Origin of the sequence: Klebsiella africana, assembly GCF_020526085.1 — a bacterium.
GTDB classification, from domain to species: domain Bacteria; phylum Pseudomonadota; class Gammaproteobacteria; order Enterobacterales; family Enterobacteriaceae; genus Klebsiella; species Klebsiella africana.
The window spans coordinates 3,895,324-3,912,359 of sequence record NZ_CP084874.1; the positions used below are offsets into that span (position 1 = coordinate 3,895,324).

The 17,036-nt window shown below is 56.1% G+C and carries 13 protein-coding genes; 2 read left to right on the forward strand and 11 right to left on the reverse strand.

The genetic code is table 11. From position 1 onward, the window contains the following. Positions 1 to 432: 432 nt before the first annotated feature. From LGL98_RS18805 to iolE, 3 genes are read right to left on the reverse strand one after another with little or no spacing between them, the layout of a single operon-like run. Positions 433 to 1,464, reverse strand: a complete 1,032-nt coding sequence (locus LGL98_RS18805; RefSeq protein WP_136033356.1) for a Gfo/Idh/MocA family protein — start codon at positions 1,462 to 1,464, stop codon at positions 433 to 435. 9 nt (positions 1,465 to 1,473) lie between these two features. Next, positions 1,474 to 2,646, reverse strand: a complete 1,173-nt coding sequence (locus tag LGL98_RS18810; protein WP_136033358.1) for a Gfo/Idh/MocA family protein — start codon at positions 2,644 to 2,646, stop codon at positions 1,474 to 1,476. Next, the gene (gene iolE / locus LGL98_RS18815) at positions 2,643 to 3,563 is read right to left on the reverse strand and encodes a myo-inosose-2 dehydratase (protein WP_136033360.1); all 921 of its coding nucleotides are present in this window, start codon (positions 3,561 to 3,563) and stop codon (positions 2,643 to 2,645) included. Before iolE ends, LGL98_RS18810 begins: the two co-directional genes overlap by 4 nt. Positions 3,564 to 4,134: 571 nt before the next feature. On the opposite strand from iolE, the gene LGL98_RS18820 reads away from it, so the two are divergent. Then, entirely contained in the window at positions 4,135 to 4,560 is a 426-nt protein-coding gene (locus LGL98_RS18820) for a hypothetical protein (RefSeq protein WP_136033362.1), read from the forward strand. Positions 4,561 to 4,604: 44 nt separating this feature from the next. On the opposite strand, the gene LGL98_RS18825 is transcribed toward LGL98_RS18820, so the two are convergent. The 8 genes from LGL98_RS18825 to LGL98_RS18860 all read right to left on the reverse strand — a co-directional run bounded on the left by LGL98_RS18825 (position 4,605) and on the right by LGL98_RS18860 (position 15,660). Continuing rightward, positions 4,605 to 5,036: a cell envelope integrity TolA C-terminal domain-containing protein gene (locus tag LGL98_RS18825; RefSeq protein ID WP_136033364.1), complete on the reverse strand. Its 432-nt coding sequence runs from the start codon at positions 5,034 to 5,036 to the stop codon at positions 4,605 to 4,607. A 157-nt stretch (positions 5,037 to 5,193) separates the two neighbouring features. Further along, on the reverse strand, positions 5,194 to 6,711 hold the full coding sequence (gene lysS / locus LGL98_RS18830) for a lysine--tRNA ligase (protein ID WP_136033366.1): 1,518 nt from the start codon (positions 6,709 to 6,711) through the stop codon (positions 5,194 to 5,196). A gap of 330 nt (positions 6,712 to 7,041) precedes the next feature. Next, positions 7,042 to 8,517: a dipeptide permease DtpD gene (dtpD, locus tag LGL98_RS18835; protein ID WP_136033367.1), complete on the reverse strand. Its 1,476-nt coding sequence runs from the start codon at positions 8,515 to 8,517 to the stop codon at positions 7,042 to 7,044. A 59-nt stretch (positions 8,518 to 8,576) separates the two neighbouring features. Continuing rightward, positions 8,577 to 10,724, reverse strand: coding sequence for a lysine decarboxylase CadA (gene cadA / locus LGL98_RS18840; RefSeq protein ID WP_002892486.1), 2,148 nt, complete (start codon positions 10,722 to 10,724; stop codon positions 8,577 to 8,579). A gap of 82 nt (positions 10,725 to 10,806) precedes the next feature. After that, complete coding sequence (gene cadB / locus LGL98_RS18845) at positions 10,807 to 12,141, reverse strand: cadaverine/lysine antiporter (RefSeq protein WP_025714894.1); 1,335 nt, start codon at positions 12,139 to 12,141, stop codon at positions 10,807 to 10,809. A gap of 365 nt (positions 12,142 to 12,506) precedes the next feature. After that, a complete protein-coding gene (cadC, locus tag LGL98_RS18850) occupies positions 12,507 to 14,075 on the reverse strand; it encodes a lysine decarboxylation/transport transcriptional activator CadC (RefSeq protein WP_136033369.1) in 1,569 nt (522 codons plus the stop codon). Positions 14,076 to 14,366: 291 nt separating this feature from the next. After that, the gene (locus LGL98_RS18855; RefSeq protein WP_002892402.1) at positions 14,367 to 14,639 is read right to left on the reverse strand and encodes a YdgH/BhsA/McbA family protein; all 273 of its coding nucleotides are present in this window, start codon (positions 14,637 to 14,639) and stop codon (positions 14,367 to 14,369) included. Positions 14,640 to 14,739: 100 nt separating this feature from the next. Continuing rightward, the gene (locus tag LGL98_RS18860) at positions 14,740 to 15,660 is read right to left on the reverse strand and encodes a Kdo(2)-lipid IV(A) acyltransferase (protein ID WP_136033370.1); all 921 of its coding nucleotides are present in this window, start codon (positions 15,658 to 15,660) and stop codon (positions 14,740 to 14,742) included. A gap of 509 nt (positions 15,661 to 16,169) precedes the next feature. On the opposite strand from LGL98_RS18860, the gene LGL98_RS18865 reads away from it, so the two are divergent. Next, on the forward strand, positions 16,170 to 17,036 hold the full coding sequence (locus LGL98_RS18865; RefSeq protein WP_136033372.1) for a GNAT family N-acetyltransferase: 867 nt from the start codon (positions 16,170 to 16,172) through the stop codon (positions 17,034 to 17,036).

The following is a 17,036-nucleotide window of genomic DNA, read 5'->3' on the forward strand; positions in this document are numbered from 1 at the left end:
TCCGATTTAATATCAATCATTTGCAGTGAAAGCGTAGGCCTATGCAAGCGCAGCGCCGCCGGGCAAGAACAGCGGACGCGGAGCCGCTTTTATGCCGGGCGGCGGCGATGCCTTGCCCGGCCTACATAACACAGGCATTAATACGCTTTACTATCAAACGGTTGCGGAGAGATCGTAGGCCCGCGCAAGCGCAGCGCCGCCGGGCAAGAACAGCGGGCGCGGAGCTGCTTTTATGCCGGGCGGCGGCGATGCCTTGCCCGGCCTACATAACACAGGCATCAATACACTGTAATATCAAACAGTTGCAGTGACCTCCCAGGCCCGCGCAAGCGCAGCGCCGCCGGGCAACAGACATCAGGCATCGTACACGTCCTGGGCCGGGCAATGGCAGATACGCTCGCGCTATCTGCAAACCAACACCCGGCCGACTCCTTAGCGTTCTTCGTTAAACACCGCGCCCACCTGGTGCCGCACCTCATCCATCACCTGCAGATTCTGCAGCACCCGACTGAGCGGCCGCAGCGGCGAGTCCTGCAACCCCTGCCCGATGCACCAGGCAAAATGCTCCGCCTGCCAGAACAGCTGGTCGTAGCGATTGCGCGGCTCTTCCCAGCGCAGCACATGCCCGCCCTGGCTGGCGGCGAGCGTGAAGCCGCCGGGGGCGTAAAACTGACCGTCGATCGTCAGGGTCGCCTGGCGTCCGGCCACCACCGCCCCGCCCGGCGTGTTGCTGAACAACGTCGTGTTTAACAACCCCTGCATCCCGTTCTGCCAGCTAAACAGCATCGACGTCTGACCGTTAAGCCCCTCCGCCGTGGCGCTGCCGCGGGCGACAATCTCCTGCGGCATGCCGCCCACCATCAGCGCAAACGAGGTCAAATAGCTGCCGAGATCCATCATCGGCCCGCCGGCAAGGTCGGCATTGAAGATGCGGTGGTCGGGGGTGAAATACTCGCCATGATCGGCCAGCAGGGTATGCAGGTCGCCGAGCGCCCCATCCTCCAGCAGCTGGCGGATCACATCATATTTCGGCGCGTAATCGCACCACATCGCTTCCAGTGCCAGTTTCCCCTGGCGGGCGGCTTCAGCCTGCAGCTCACGCCCTTCGCCGAGGTTGAGCGCGAAGGGCTTCTCAATCAGCACGTGTTTACCCGCCTTCAGCGCCAGCATGCCGTCGGGAAAGTGATGGTTGTGCGGCGTTGCAATATACACCGCATCAATATCCGGGCGCGCCAGCATCTCCTCCACATGGCCGTAAGCCTGGGGGATCCCCCATTCCGCGGCCACCCGCTCGGCCTTCGCCTGGCTGCGGGAGGCCACCGCCACCACCTGCTGCCAGCTGTAAGTTTTCAATGAGTGCACAAAGCGCTCGGCGATCCAGCCAGGACCGATAATGCCCCAGCGCAGGATGGGAATGCTCTGCGCCGCCGGGCGGCGCGGGGTTGGTAAGTGTGACGGAAACATAGCGGCTCCTTAGTCTTTAACCACGTTCACCCAGCGACGGCTGACCATCGAGGCTTCAATCGCCGACAGCACGCGCTGATTCTGCAAACCAAATTCAAAGTTGGGATAGCAGTCGTTCTCTCCGCAAATCCCCTGTACCAGGTCATGCACCTCGATCACCTTGACGTCAAAATAGCCCAGCCCGCCACCGCCAAAATCGAAGCCGAAGAAGCCGGCATAGGCCGGGATCTGGCTCCCGGCATACAGCGTCTTAAAGCCGCGGTCATGTTTGTCATCGTTGAAGCGATACACCTGCAGCTCGTTAAAACGCTCCCCGTCCATATACAGCGTGCCTTCGGTGCCGGAGACCTCCCAGAACACGCCGAAGATCCGCCCGGCGGCGATGCGCGAGGCCTCAATCACTCCCGCCGCGCCGCTGTCGAAAGTGACCAGGCACTGAACCTGATCGTCATTTTCCACTTCCCGCCACTCGGCATCGGCCGCGACCCGGCTGGCATACCCGGCATCGCTCTGCGGCACCGGACGCTGGCGCAGGCAGGTTTGCGCGCTGGCGGTCACTTCGCGGATCCCGCCCAGCAAAAACTGGGCGACCGACAGGGTATGGGCGCCGAGGTCGCCAAGCGCCCCGCTGCCGCCGAGAGTTTTCGAGCAGCGCCAGGACCAGGGCAGGTTTGGGTCGTTATAAAACCCCTGATCAAAGGTGCCGCGAAAGCGCACCGGTTCGCCAATATCGCCCCGGGCGATAATCTGCTTTGCCAGCAGTGCCGCCGGGGTTTTGATGTTGTTAAAGGCCACCATGGTCTTCACTCCCGCGCGCCGCGCCGCCTGCGCCATCTCTTGCGCCTGCTGCTCGTTAACCGCCAGCGGCTTCTCGCAATAGACATGTTTACCCGCCGCGATCGCCGCCATCGCCATCGTATAGTGCAGATGGTTCGGCGAGGTGATATCCACCACGTCAACCTGCGGATCGTTTACCAGCTCGCGCCAGTCGCCGTAGGCCTTTTCCGCCCCCAGTTTCGCCGCATGGCGTTCGGCCATCGCCTGATCCTGATCCGCCAGCGCGTAGAGATGCGGGCGCTTCGGCAGATCGGGATAGAACATGGCCGCGCGACGGTAAGCGTCGGCGTGCGCCTGACCCATAAAACCCGAGCCGATAAGACCGATATTTAACCGCGCGCTCATGCTGCGTGCTCCTCTGACGGTGAAGGGGAAGATAAATGATGTGCCAGCCAGGCAAAGGCGCGGCGGGCGGTAGCCAGCGGCGGCGCCATCGTCGGGTCCTGCTCGGCTTCGATAATCAGCCAGCCGAGATAGTCGCTGTCCCGGACAAAGTCGAGGATCGGCGCATAGTCGATGCAGCCGTCGCCGGGGATGGTAAACAGTCCGGCGCGCACCGCCTTGTTAAAGCTCAGGTTTTCACGATACAGGCGCCCCAGCACCTGCGGACGGACGTCTTTCAGATGCAGATGACGGATACGGTGGCCATATTTTTGCAGCACGCGCGGGATCTCGACCCCGGCGACAAAGGCGTGCCCGGTATCAAACGCCAGCCCGACGTTGTCGTGGGTGTGGGACAGAAACCGCTCCAGCTCGTCATCATGCTCCACCAGCATCATCAGATGATGGTGGTAGGCCAGCTGGAGGCCATAGTCGCGCAGCAGCAGGTCGGCAAAGGTATTTAGCTTGTGGCAATACGCCGCCAGGCTAACGCGGCTTAACGGCGGCGAAAGCGAGATAGGCTCATCCAGCGGGGTTTCGCCAGGCAGTTGCCCGCACTCGCCGTAAACCATCACCCGCGCGCCGAGCTGCCGGAGGAGCTGGGCGTGCTCCCGCACCGCCTCCAGCTCCGCTTCCACGCTGCGGTCGGCCAGCAAGCCGCTGTACCAGCCGGACGCCAGGCGCAGGTCAGCCGCCGCCAGCAGCGGGCCCAGCGTCTCTGCCTGGCGGGGAAATTTCCGACCTAACTCAATGCCCTGATAGCCCGCCTCCCGCGCCTCGCGCAGGCAGGTATCCAGGGGGATATCGCCGCCTAAATCCTCCAGTACATCGTTGGTCCAGCACAGGGGGCTCACACCCCACTGCAGATGCTCTGTCGCCATCTTGTTCTCCTTCTCATCCTGTGGTCTTGTCTGGCGTCACTATAAGCAGGCGACGACCGGCGATGAAAACGGAGAAATGATGGAAATCCATCATTGCGCTGGCGATATATTCGCTATTTCAGGTAACCCTGAAAAATAAATAGAAATAATGCTTGCCGCCGGCTTATTTTGCGGATAAAAATTACTGGCTTAATAACCCGCTTTCGAGGTTATCCCTTTCATTCGAAATATGATGATAGCAATATGAAAAAAACTCAACACCGCACCGGCGCGGGCTTTTGCCGTGCGCCCAGGCCAGGCCTGCTGTTATTTGCCTGAATGACAAATAACCACTTTTAAAACATCAAATAATTAACATTCTCTCTGCAATAATATGACAAGCAGCGGGAAGGTCGGCCTGTGAAATAAGCATTCGGCCTTGATGTTTTACCAATAAATAACCCTTCAGCGTCCTGTTTATTATTTTCAGGAAGGGCGGAGGTTATTTTATTCTGATGCCAACGGGAGAATACAACGATGTATATCACTCTCTTTGACCCTGCACGCCGCTATCGCGATGAGAAACAAGAAGATGAATAAGACCTGGCTTTTCACCACCCTGACCCTGGCGCTGATCGCCGCCGCGCCGGCCCATGCCATTAGCGCGAAATACCGGGAACAGCTTGAACGTTCCGGCTGCACGCAGATGACCGACGGGACCACCTGCGATATTCATAAATCCAAAGCCGAGAATGCCGCCGCCGCGCAGCACGCCAGCAGCGGCTTCGGCCCCTGGGTGGGCACCTGGTATGTTTATACGGAGTATGGCAATAAAATTGATGAGATTGTCGTCACCGCTAAAACGGTGAAAACCCGCGGCCATCTGGTTGAGGACGCGAAAGCCAGCCAGGGCAAATTGACCTTCCGGGTGCAAAACTCAGCGTTTACCCTCAACGACGCCTTTAACGGCGTCTGGAAAAACGGCAGCCAGCGCGGCACGTTGCAAAAGGTATTGTAATCGCATCGCCCCTGCCATCCGGCGGGGGCGGAAAGCCGGGTGCGCTAAGGCTTAAAATCCAGTAGCGGATGGTTAAAGATCTGGTAGACCCCTTCGCTGGCAAAGGGCGGGAAGGTTGTGCGCAGTACCGCATCGCTCACTACCGCGCAGAACGCCGGATCGCCCCCCTCCTGCTGCAGTCCGGTCAGTTTTGCACTGCGGTTAAGCGACAGCCGCACGGAGCATATTTTCCCCTGGTAGCGCGCGCTGTTGGGCAATTGAACCATAACCGCCTCTCTGAGCGTGAAGGCGTAGCGCATCAGTTGGTCCTGCGTGGCTTTGCCCGGCGGCAGTGGGTGCGTATCCGGGGCCGCGGCCCGCTGCTGCATCTGGCGGATCAGTTCCTCCTGCGTCGGATGCTTCTCCTTCGCTGCCTGGCAGCCGCTCAGCAGGCTAATAGCCGCCGCGGTCATGAGGGCAATACCGAATTTGCTCATAGCGTCTCCTTGCGAAATGGCCCCTATTGTCGCGCGTCTGGCCACGGCAAAACATCCCGATAAATAGCGGTTAGCGGTTAATAAAGCAGGGAAAACGACAGGAAGGAGATAATGCACACAGGCCCTCCCGGCGCAGGCCGGGAGAGCGTGTAACGGATTACTTCTGCGGACGCATGGCCGGGAAGAGGATCACGTCGCGGATGGTATGGCTGTTGGTAAACAGCATCACCATGCGGTCGATACCGATGCCCAGACCCGCGGTCGGCGGTAAACCATACTCGAGGGCGGTCACGTAGTCTTCGTCGTAGAACATCGCTTCGTCATCGCCCGCCGCTTTGGCGTTCACCTGATCCTGGAAGCGCTGCGCCTGGTCTTCGGCATCGTTCAGCTCGCTGAAACCGTTACCGATTTCGCGGCCGCCGATGAAGAATTCGAAGCGGTCAGTGATTTCCGGGTTCACGTCGTTGCGGCGCGCCAGCGGGGAAACTTCCGCTGGGTATTCGGTGATAAAGGTCGGCTGAATCAGATGCGCTTCCGCCACTTCATCGAAGATTTCAGTAACAATGCGTCCCAGACCCCAGCTTTTCTCTACCTGAATACCGAGAGATCCCGCCAGCGCTTTCGCTGCGTCGAAGTTATCCAGATCCGCCATGTTGGTTTCCGGACGGTGTTTCTTGATCGCTTCGCGCATGGTCAGTTTTTCAAACGGCTTGCCGAAATCAAACACCTGGTCGCCATACGGCACTTCGGTTTTGCCCAGCACCGTCTGCGCCAGGGTGCGGAACAGCGACTCGGTCAATTCGATCAGATCTTTGTAGTCCGCATACGCCATATACAGTTCCATCATGGTGAACTCTGGGTTATGGCGTACGGAGATCCCTTCGTTACGGAAGTTACGGTTGATTTCAAATACGCGTTCGAAACCGCCGACCACCAGACGTTTCAGATACAGTTCCGGCGCGATGCGCAGGTACATATCCAGGTCCAGGGCATTGTGATGGGTGATGAACGGACGGGCGGACGCGCCGCCAGGGATCACCTGCATCATCGGGGTTTCCACTTCCATAAAGCCGCGGGCCACCATGAACTGACGCATGGTGGCAAGGATCTGCGAACGGATACGGAACGTATGACGCGACTCTTCGTTGGCGATCAGATCCAGATAACGCTGGCGATAGCGGACTTCCTGATCCTGCAGGCCGTGGAATTTATCCGGCAACGGGCGCAGGGCTTTGGTCAGCAGACGCAGCTCGGTGCAGTGGATCGAGAGTTCGCCGGTTTGCGTTTTGAACAGCTTGCCGCGGGCGGCGATGATGTCGCCGAGATCCCATTTCTTAAACTGTTCGTTGTAGACGCCTTCCGGCAGGTCATCGCGCGCCACATACAGCTGAATGCGGCCGCCGACGTCCTGGAGGGTGACGAAGGAGGCTTTCCCCATCACGCGGCGAGTCATCATCCGGCCAGCCACCGCAACTTCAACGTTCAGGGAAGCGAGTTCATCGTTGTCCTTCGCATCGAATTCAGCGTGCAATTGGTCAGAGGTATGATCGCGACGGAAGTCGTTGGGGAAGGCTACGCCCTGCTCACGCAGCGCAGCCAGTTTTTCGCGACGAGTTTTCAGTTCATTATTAAGGTCAATGGCCTCATCGGCGCCTTGTGCTTGTTGTTCAGACATATGGATTCCTCATAACCTTGCTTTCAAACTAGCTTCGATAAATTGAACCAGGTCACCCTTCCGCGCGGCCTGCTCCCGGCTTTACGCCGCAGAACAAGAGTAACGACTCTGGCTTCACTTCAAGCTGATCTCACTCAGCTATGGCTTCACTAACGGTATTTTTTATCGTTGGCTTCCGCGCCTGCCAGAATATCCTCCTCCTGTTCACTGAGCTGTGCAAGGAGCGGCTTTACACTCCCCTGTTAATGTAATGCCCCGGTCGCGCTGCGCTTACCTGGGCGACGAATCGCGGCCCGGATAAGGTGTTTACGCCACAAGCCGGGACGAGCGTCAGGCGCCGCCGTCGGTAATTTCACCCGCAGCCGCACGGCGTTTGCCGACGCTACAGGCCGTAGCAAACGCGATAATGACCATCACCGCCACGCAGCCGAGGGTCCATTCGCCCATCTGCGAGAAGAAATGCTGATAGGCGGCAATCGCCGTGTCGCTGATTTGCGATTCGGTAGTTTGCTGGGCGACCACGCCCGCCAGCCAGTTGGCCACCGCGCCGGTCGCCAGCATATAAATGCCGGTCAATACGCCGGTGACGCCGGGCATGTTCAGACGGGTGATTTGCGCCATCGCCACTGGGTCGATAAACAGTTCGGCAAACCCCATCATCGCCAGCCCGGCGACCATCATGCCCATTGAGGCCTGACCGTCAGCCGCGCCATGGCGGGCATTGAGCGCCAGCAGCATAAAGCCGCCGCCCATCAGCAGCAGGCCGAAAGAAAATTTCAGCCAGACGCGCAGCACTGAACGCACGCTGCCTTCCGGGCGCATCAGCCACGCCAGCACCACACCGGCCGCCATCACCGCTATCGCGTTAACTGACTGGAACAGCGCGGTCGGCACGTCCCAGTTCAGCAGACGACGATTGACGAAGTGGTCGATAAACAGGCTAATCGAGCTCCCGCCCTGCTGCGCCAGCACCCAGAACAGCGTTCCGGCGAGCATCAGCAGGACGATCTGCCACAGCGCGCGACGATGCTCCGGGGCTTTGATCATGATCCGCGCCACCATTTGGGCGGCAAACAGGCAGACGATCGCCAGCAGATAGCCGGACCAGTTGTTTTGCAGCAGCAGCGTGAAAAATACCGGCGCCAGGCAGAGCATCACCAGCAGCCAGCCCCAGGTCGGCAGCACGAACTTCACCGCCCGCAGCGCCGGTTTATCGACGCCGCGGGTATGGCGGAAGTGGCGGCTGCCGCTTAAGAAAATCATCAGGCCGATAAACATGCCGATCCCCGCCAGGGCAAAGCCGATATGCCAGCCATACCATTGCGCCGCCAGTCCGCAGGCGATGGGCGCAGCGATCGACCCGACGTTGCCGGCGGCGTACAGCAGCGAAAAGCCGCCGTCGCGACGCGGGTCGTCGTGAGCGTACAGTTCGCCGAGCAGGCAGCTGATATTGGATTTGAACAGGCCGTAGCCGCAGATGATGATCGCCAGCGCGACGTACAGACTCCATGCGGAGGTCGACTCGACGCCCAGCACCACGTGGCCGAGGGTCATCAACAGCGCCCCGGCAATCACCGCCGTGCGGTTGCCGAGCAGGCGGTCGGCAAGCCAGCCGCCGAGAATAGGGGTAACGTAAACTAAAGATGCGTAAGCGCTGAACAGACTGATGGCGTGGCTGTCGTCAAAGCCAAGCTGGTGGGTGAGATAAAGGATGAGTAAGGCACGCATGCCATAAAAGCTGAAGTACTCCCAGATCTGGATCGCAACGATGTAGTAAATCGCGCGCGGCTGTGAGGGTGTTTTCATGTGTTCTCCTTGCAGCGTGAAAAAGGGAAGTGGCAAGCCACTTCCCTGATGTGCGTCTATTACTTGTTATTCTCTTCTTTCAGCACTTTAACGGTGTAACGACCATCCGCCTGACGATAGGCGCCATGGATATCGGTTTCGAAGCCCGGGTAGTGGGCGCCGATTTCGCACAGCATCTGCAGGAACTCCAGCACCGGACGGCTCTCTTCGGTGATCATCTCACCCGGCATCACCAGCGGAACTCCCGGAGGATACGGCAGGATCATGTTGGCGTTGACGCGGCCGACCATCTCTTCGAGGTAAACCTCTTCCGTCTGACCGTGCAGCTCTTTCTGGAACGCGGCATACGGGGTCATCACCATCGATGGCAGCACTTCAAACGCGCGGAACATCAGATCCGGCAGGTTGTGATGCTCAATCAGTTTGTGGATGTTCTGCGCGAGGTCCTGAATACGCATGTTTTCATAGAATTCAGGATCTTCACGGTACAGCGACGGCAGCATGTTTTTCACCCGCAGGTTCAGGTCGAACGCGCGTTTGAAGTCGGTCAGCGCACGCAGCAGGCTCAGCGCTTTAGTCTTATCGATACCGATACTGAACAGGAACAGCAGGTTGTACGGACCGGTTTTCTCTACCACGATGCCGTGTTCGTCAAGGTATTTCGCCACGATGCTTGCCGGAATACCGAAGTCATCCATGGTGCCGTCTTTCTTCATCCCCGGAGTCAGCAGCGTGACTTTGATCGGGTCGAGGTACATGTGTTCGTTATCGATGTTTTTGAAACCATGCCATGCGCTGTCGGAACGCAGCGGCCAGCATTCAGGACCATCGATATGCTCCGGCTGCCAGACGTCGAAGAACCAGCCGTCAGACTCGCCTTTCAGACGTTTGATCTCTTTACGGAACTTGATGGAACGTTCAATAGAGCCGTCGATCAGACGCTTACCAGCGTTCCCCTTCATCATCGCCGCCGCGGTTTCGGTGGAGGCCACGATCCCGTAGTGTGGAGAGGTGGTGGTGTGCATCATGTAGGCTTCGTTGAAGGTCTCTTCGTTTACGTCGCCTTTCACGTGGATCATCGACGCCTGGGAGAACGCCGCCAGCAGTTTGTGCGTGGACTGGGTTTCATAAATCACTTTCCCTTCGACGCGGCCACCGCTCATCCCGCATTTGCCTTCATAGATCGGCGAGAAGTTGGTGTAAGGCACCCACGCGGAGTCAAAGTGGATGGATTTCACATCCAGGGTTTTCTTGATGAAGTCGGTGTTGTACAGCAGACCATCGTAAGTCGAGTTGGTGATCACCGCGTGTACCGGCCAGGTCGCGTTCGGCGTCTCTTTCACACGCTTGGCGATAGTCGCGTGCTGGAATTCGCTCTGCGGAATACCGCCGAGGATACCGTAGGCGTTACGGGTCGGACGGAAGTAGATCGGCGTAATGTCGCTCATCATCATCAGGTGAGTCAGCGATTTGTGGCAGTTACGGTCAATCAGCACGGTGCTGCCGGCCGGCGCGGAGTACATGCCGACGATTTTGTTAGCGGTAGAAGTACCGTTGGTGACCATGTAGCTGCGTTCTGCGTTAAACACGCGAGCGATATATTCTTCCGCTTCTTTGTGCGGGCCGCTGTGGTCCAGCAGAGAACCCAGTTCAGAAACCGAAATGGAGATATCGGATTTCATGGTGTTGGAACCGAAGAAATCGTAGAAGATGCTGCCTACCGGGCTTTTCTGGAACGCGGTACCGCCCATGTGGCCTGGGGTACAGAAGGTATATTTGCCTTCACGCACATATTTGAACAGCGCTTTGGTCAGCGGCGGCAGAATGGTGTCGATGTATTCGTCAGTGTTCTGTTTGATTTTGTTCGCGATATCTTCCGCAGCGCCCAGTGCATATTCGAAGAAGCGAACCTGCATGCGCAGATCGTTGAGGCTAACGTCCAGAGTCGAGTAGGTGTTAGCGAACGCATACAGCGGCATGTACTCGTTCATTTTGCTGATTTCTTCGCACAGTTCGAGATTGTATTTATCCCAGTCGAAGATCACGCCGCACAGACGAGAGTTGTTTTCGATCAGTTTTAATAAGTCGTCACGGTCGTTCGGGTAGACAATACGGAAGTCCAGGCGTTCGAGAGCACGATGCAGTTCACGGATGGGTTCTTCTTTGAAGTAAACACCCATGTGATTCATGATTGCAATAACGTTCATAGTCAAATCTCCAGATGTAGAAAGCCCCTCCCGTCGCGTGATGACAGGTGATGGAAGGAGCCTCAGGAAAACGGGTTGCTGATTAGTGCGCGTTAGCGGTGGTGTTGTTATCTGATGCGTTGTTCTGGCGCTGGTGCATTTTGCGACCGTAGAACATCAGGATAATCAGGCTAACGATGAAGGTGCCGGCCAGTTCGAAGGAGCTTGCGCCCATCAGCGCGATGAAGCAGAACACGCAACCCAGTACCGAACAAATCAGGCTAACGAAGTTACGGATGTTGATGCCTTCGAAACGAATCAGGTCAACACAGGAGTAGAAGTAAGGCAGCATGGTCAGCAGTACCGCGATACCGGTCAGTTCGCCGAACAGGTCAGAGGCTTTACCACCGGCGGAGTTCATCAGGGTAATCAGCACCATCAGCGCGGTCATTTTCACTGCGGCCAGCAGCAGGCCTTTTTTCGGAATACCGTTGCTATCAACTTCGCCATACACTTTCGGGAAGTTACCGTCGTTGGCGGCACGTACACCGGCCTGGCCAACCAGCATCATCCACGAGCCCAGAGAAGTCAGGCAGGCAAAGGCGGTGAAAGCGGATACCATCGGTGCAGCCCAGCCGCCGAGGATGGTAGAGGCGCTAATTGCGAACGGCGCACCGGACGCGGCCATCTGAGAAGCAGGATACATACCGGCGATAACCTGAGTCGCGGCGATATAGACGATACCGGCCATCGCGGTACCCAGCATGGTAGCCAGCGGCACAGTACGTTTCGGGTTTTTCACCATCCCGGTACTCACGGCGGCGGATTCTACGCCAACGAAGGCCCACAGGCAGAGCAGGATACTTTTAATAACCGCGTGGCTATCGGTGGTGCTGGAGGTGTTCCAGTTCGCCTGATAGGTAGCGACGTCAAACCAGTGCCAGCCGACGACCGCGGTCATGACTACCGGAATAAGCACCAGTACCAGACCAATAGTGGTCAGACGGCTGACCCAGGTCCCGCCGAGCATATTAACGAAAGTAAAGATCCACACGATGGCAATACAGGCAATACCTGCTGGCACCGGGTTATTTAAAATTGGGAAGAACGTAGAGAGATAAGAAACGGCGGTAATCCCGATGGCCAGGTTACCAATCCAGTTTGCATGATAATAAAGGACGCCGGTCTGGAAACCGAATGCCGGAGATATTTCGCCAGCATAGGCAATAGGACCGCCCTGCTGCGGGTTTTTAGTGGCCAGTCGGGCATAAACATAAGCCAGAGACATCGCACCAATAATTGAAATTACCCAGCCCCAAATGGCAATACCACCGATGCTGGCCAGGTTCGCAGGTAATAATGCAATCCCGCTCCCCATCATATTACCGGCGACGACACCGGTACAGGCAAATAGCCCGATCTTCTTGGCAGAACTCATGGTTGTTTTTCTCCTAAGTTTATTTGGGAGGTACAGATCATGATACAGAACCATTAATTGACCCGACCAACTGCCAACAAGATTACTGATTTGTACGAGATAAGTCCTAAAGATAAAGTGAAATAACAACAAACATCAGACAAATGATATTTTGACCTTTTTCGCTTAACATATAAACATGACAACAGGGTGTCAGAAAAAGATAAACATCGTTGTATTACAGCGGGTTATGATCAGGAAGGTGTGTTACTTAACTGTTATTTAAAGCCTCCTGGATGCTAAATACAACTAACAACAAGAGGCTTCATGAGAAACATAAATTTAACCTCATCATGCCCAAAACCTTGCGCATGATGAGGGTTTACTTATTCTGAAGAGAGGAAATTATCGAGATACGGAACTACCCGGTTGACTGACGTCTGAAAAACCCCATTTTCAATCCAGTACAGGGTATCTTCGCCAGGGCGTAAATTAAACGCCGTGATGTAAGAATCGGCAGCCAGTCGGTTCTCACCTTTCATCTCATAGACTTTGCCTAACAGCACATAATTCAGCCATGACATTTCTAAATCAATCGCACTGTTAATCGCGGTATTCGCTTCGTCGACTTTCCCTTTACCCAGCGAATCCACCGCTTTTATTTGATAATAAATCGCCATGTCTTTTATACCCGGCATCGCCCCTACCCGCTCGACTTCGCTGTAGAGGGCAGCCAGCTGTTTATCGTCCAGCGGCTGTTGCGAATGGCGCAATACATCCACCAGCGTTTTTTCGGCATAGGCGTAAATAAAATCCGGCGCCCGCTTAATCACATCATCCAGCAGGCTACTGGCCTTACTTAATGAATCGACGTCGCCCTTCATTAACAGCTGATGCGACTGGTAGAAATAGGTTAACGCCACGCTTTGCGAGGGCTGATATTGCCTGAGCATCGCCTGCATTCGCGCCGGCCACGGTTGCGCCAAGGCATCCGACAGGCTGTTCATCAGATCGTTCTGGATGGTCAGCTGGTTATCGTTGGTCACAAAGTAGCGTTTATCCAGCATCGTCGAGCTGTCGGCGTTGTCCACCAGCTGGACCGACATAAAGCACTGCTGCGCCCGATAATGGCGCTGATTAACGAACTCAATGGTCAGCGTTTTGCCGGAACTGCTTGGCTCATTGATGTTGTAGTCCGTTTTGTCATGCACCATAAAGGTCGAGAAGGTGTTCAGCGAGGTGGTGATCAGGCTGGCCAGTCCAACGGCGTAGGAGTGCTGCGACGACCAGTTAGCGCAGGAATTGCCATTCACCAGGTGGATATCGATATCGCGCGGATTGAGCAGCAGACGCGCCTTGTTGACCGGCGGCCGCGACTCCATGCTCGACAGCGCCACCAGCGCCACGCAGGTGCCCAGCGCCAACAGGAACAACCCCCACACGAGGGCGGTAGTGAGACGTTTGCGGCCTGACGGCGTGCTGGCCACGGTCGGAGCCGCTGGCGGCGCGGCGGCATCAGGGAGAGGGACAGAGACGTCGGATGACGCACCGGCGGCCGGCGGCGCAGAAACGACGGCCGACGGCGCAGGCGTCAGCGCCTCCATCGACGGGGCTAGCTCCTCTCCCTCTTCGGTGCACCAGATCACCGGCACCGTGAGCTTATACCCCCGTTTGGGTACCGTCGCGATGTACTCAAGGCTAACGTCGTCGCCGTCTTTGAGCGACTTGCGCAGTTCAGAAATACTCTGCGTGACGACGTGGCTGGTCACAACGTTCCGGGTCCAGACGTTTTCGATAAGCTCGTCCCGGCTAAGTACTTCCCCCGGATGGCGGGCAAAAAAGACCAGAAGATCGATTAAACGCGGTTCAAGGGTAAGCTGGCGCCCCTTCCTGCTGATTTGATTTACAGAGGGGGTTACCAGCCATTCACCGACGCGAACAACAGGTTGTAGCATACAAAAAGCCCCAGACAAAAAGGGAAAGGCGCGATGATAACACATTTGTCCTACCTATTTTTGCCAGGGGTCACTCCCTCAGGCATTAGGTCGGAATCCGCTTTTTAATGACGAAAAAAGCAATATTTCATTAACATCGTGATCATGAAATTTATCTATAGCGATAAAAACACGTTTTCGCTGTTGCCATTGCCGATGACAATCCCGATCGCAGGAAAAAAAGAAGCCTGGAGGCTTAACGCGCTCCAGGCTCATTGTGTCGCGCGCCGCTACGGCACGCTTTAAAAAAGGTTATTTATACACTTCCGCTGTGGCTTCAAAGTTTGGGCCATGCTCACGCGCAGCGGTGATCACGTAGTACTTTCCGCCTTTCTCATCGGCCAGCTTGGAGAGCTGATCGTGCAGATCGGAAGGCGAAGAGAATTCGCCGCCGGACGGCCCCACCGAGATCGGCCCGACCTTGGTCAGTTTGAAGTGTTTCACTTCTTCTTTGGTGATCAACTGCGCGGCGGAGGCGCCAAACGCAACGGCGGAAAGGGCTAACGCGACTATCACTTTTTTCATCCTGCAATCTCCTTGGAATTAGCCTTCAGTCAGGCTCTTTCAGTATAGACGGCGATTTACTGAGCGTGCTACCGATGCGCTTATTTTTTGATCGAGGCGTTCAGTAACGCGGTGGAACCCCTTCCGGGCGGGTCTTAAAGCGCCGATGCAGCCACATATATTGCTCGGGCGCCATCAGGATGCATTTTTCAATTATCTGGTTCATCCAGGCCGCCGTAACCTCAGCGCTCGCCAGCGGCGGGGTGCGCTCCGGGGTCAAGGAGATCAATTCATACCCCATGCCGTTGGGCTTGCGCCGCGGTACAAACGGCACAATCGTCGCCCCGGACATTTTCGCCAACATCCAGGTGCCGGTGGTGGTCGCCGCCTGCTCAACGGCAAACAACGGCGCAAAGACGCTGCTGGCCGGACCGTAGTCATGATCCGGCGCGTACCAGAGGATCTCCCCCTCTTTTAGCGCCCTGACCATCCCTTTCAGATTTTTTCGATCCAGCATGGTCTTGTTAGAGCGCAAACGTCCCCAGGTCTGCAGCCAGTCAATTAGGGGGTTATCGTTGGGCCGGTAGACGCCAATGCCTGGAGTAAACATGCCATACATCCGGGCCCCCATTTCGAGAGTCAGAAAATGGATACCGATCAGCAAGATGCCCTGCTTTTCCTCCAGAAGCTCCACCACCTCGTTAACGCCGCTGGTCTCGGTCCAGCGCGCCACCCGGTGCGTCGGCCAGAACCAGGCCATGCCGGTCTCCATCAGCCCCATGCCCAGCGATTCAAAGTTTTTCACCAGCAGCGCCTCGCGGTCGGCGGCGCTCATCGCGGGAAAACAGAGTTCGAGATTACGTCTGGCAATCCGCGCGCGGCTTTTCATCACCCGCATTGCCAGCCGCCCAAGCCGAGTACCCAGGCGATAGATCACCGGATACGGTAATTGCACCAGCAGCCATAAAAAGCCAATTCCCAGCCACAACAGCCAGTAACGCGGGTGCAACAGCGCGCGGGAAAATTTGGGTAAATTTGACATAATAATCCTGTTAATTCACTCAATAATAGCTGAGCAAAAACCGCGAAATAAAGTAGCGGATCCTGCATGTAGTATTTTTCCAATTCGTGCGGTAATACTCAGTCACAAAGCGCGTTATTATAAGCCGATTCCAGGATAAATTCAGCCCTTACGCTGGGGACTACTCTATTATTAGACGCAACGCGTAAAATTTCCTGTTTAATGCATAAATAAATAAACCGGACCTCTACAACGCGCTCGACTGCCGATAAAATCGCCAGTTCATTTTCCGCCTTCCTTCATTCCTCTCCCTTTTGTTCACGCTTTTTTATGGCGACAGCGAACGCAAACAGGGCGTTCAGCCCGGTCTGACAAGGCCAGCATGCGGTTATTTGTGACTGGGGCGAAGGTTAAGCATCGACATTGCGGATCCTTTCCCCAGATATGCTACGTTTACAGCGCTCATTCGACGCAAGTGCCTTTGCCGACGTCGTCGCTTTCAGAAGCCATAGTGAGAAGGAACTATGACAATGAATTATCAATTAGTGAAGCAAGTCAGAGAAAATAACACATTAAGAAAAAGCTTCATTGACCTTGCCGTTAAGACTTTTGATCTGTCTTTTGAGGAGTGGTATCAGCAAGGTTACTGGACCGACGCCTATATCCCCTACGCCTTTGTCGAACGCAATAAAGTTATCGCTAACGCCTCGGCCAACATCATCGACCTGCGCTGGCAGGGGGAGCCCCGGCGTTATATTCAGATTGGCACGGTGATGACCGAACCGGATCATCGTAATAAGGGATTAGCCGGCCAGCTTATCCATCATATCCTGCAGGACTGGCAGCAGGAGGCGGACGCCTTCTTTTTATTCGCCAATCCCACCACGGTGGATTTTTATCCCAAATTTGGCTTCACCCGCAGCGAAGAGCATCAATATATTATGCCGGTCTCCCCGCGCGCCGGTGATTTTCGCAAACTGAATATGGACAGCGCAGATGATGTCGCCCTGCTCCGGTATTACTATGAAAAATCCAACCCGTTCTCCCCCCTGCGGGTGGAGCATAACTTTGGCCTGCTGATGTTTTACTGCTCAGCCTTTATGAAGCATTTCGTCTATTACTCGGCAAAAAATGAGGCGGTGGTTATCGCCATGCAAAACGGTCCGGTGCTGATCTGCTTTGACCTCTTCTGCGACGAGGGCAAGAGCCTGTCGACGCTGGTCAACGAACTGGCCGATGACCATGTTTACCAGGCCATCCTTGGTTTCACCCCCAATGAAGACCGGCTCGGCGAGTATGAGAAGATTGAGGGAGAAGACATCCTCTTCGTCTATGACCAGAAGGAAAACCTGTTTAAAGACAGGAAGTTGATGTTTCCTTTACTGGCGCACGCCTGA

Bases quoted from the DNA above. Each gene is read 5' to 3' on its own strand.
- LGL98_RS18810 (WP_136033358.1), bottom strand. From the start codon at position 2,646: ATGAGCGCGCGGTTAAATATCGGTCTTATCGGCTCGGGTTTTATGGGT.
- cadA (WP_002892486.1), bottom strand. From the start codon at position 10,724: ATGAACGTTATTGCAATCATGAATCACATGGGTGTTTACTTCAAAGAA.
- LGL98_RS18820 (WP_136033362.1), top strand. From the start codon at position 4,135: ATGAATAAGACCTGGCTTTTCACCACCCTGACCCTGGCGCTGATCGCC.
- cadB (WP_025714894.1), bottom strand. From the start codon at position 12,141: ATGAGTTCTGCCAAGAAGATCGGGCTATTTGCCTGTACCGGTGTCGTC.
- LGL98_RS18865 (WP_136033372.1), top strand. From the start codon at position 16,170: ATGAATTATCAATTAGTGAAGCAAGTCAGAGAAAATAACACATTAAGA.
- LGL98_RS18805 (WP_136033356.1), bottom strand. From the start codon at position 1,464: ATGTTTCCGTCACACTTACCAACCCCGCGCCGCCCGGCGGCGCAGAGC.
- dtpD (WP_136033367.1), bottom strand. From the start codon at position 8,517: ATGAAAACACCCTCACAGCCGCGCGCGATTTACTACATCGTTGCGATC.
- lysS (WP_136033366.1), bottom strand. From the start codon at position 6,711: ATGTCTGAACAACAAGCACAAGGCGCCGATGAGGCCATTGACCTTAAT.
- iolE (WP_136033360.1), bottom strand. From the start codon at position 3,563: ATGGCGACAGAGCATCTGCAGTGGGGTGTGAGCCCCCTGTGCTGGACC.
- cadC (WP_136033369.1), bottom strand. From the start codon at position 14,075: ATGCTACAACCTGTTGTTCGCGTCGGTGAATGGCTGGTAACCCCCTCT.
- LGL98_RS18825 (WP_136033364.1), bottom strand. From the start codon at position 5,036: ATGAGCAAATTCGGTATTGCCCTCATGACCGCGGCGGCTATTAGCCTG.
- LGL98_RS18855 (WP_002892402.1), bottom strand. From the start codon at position 14,639: ATGAAAAAAGTGATAGTCGCGTTAGCCCTTTCCGCCGTTGCGTTTGGC.
- LGL98_RS18860 (WP_136033370.1), bottom strand. From the start codon at position 15,660: ATGTCAAATTTACCCAAATTTTCCCGCGCGCTGTTGCACCCGCGTTAC.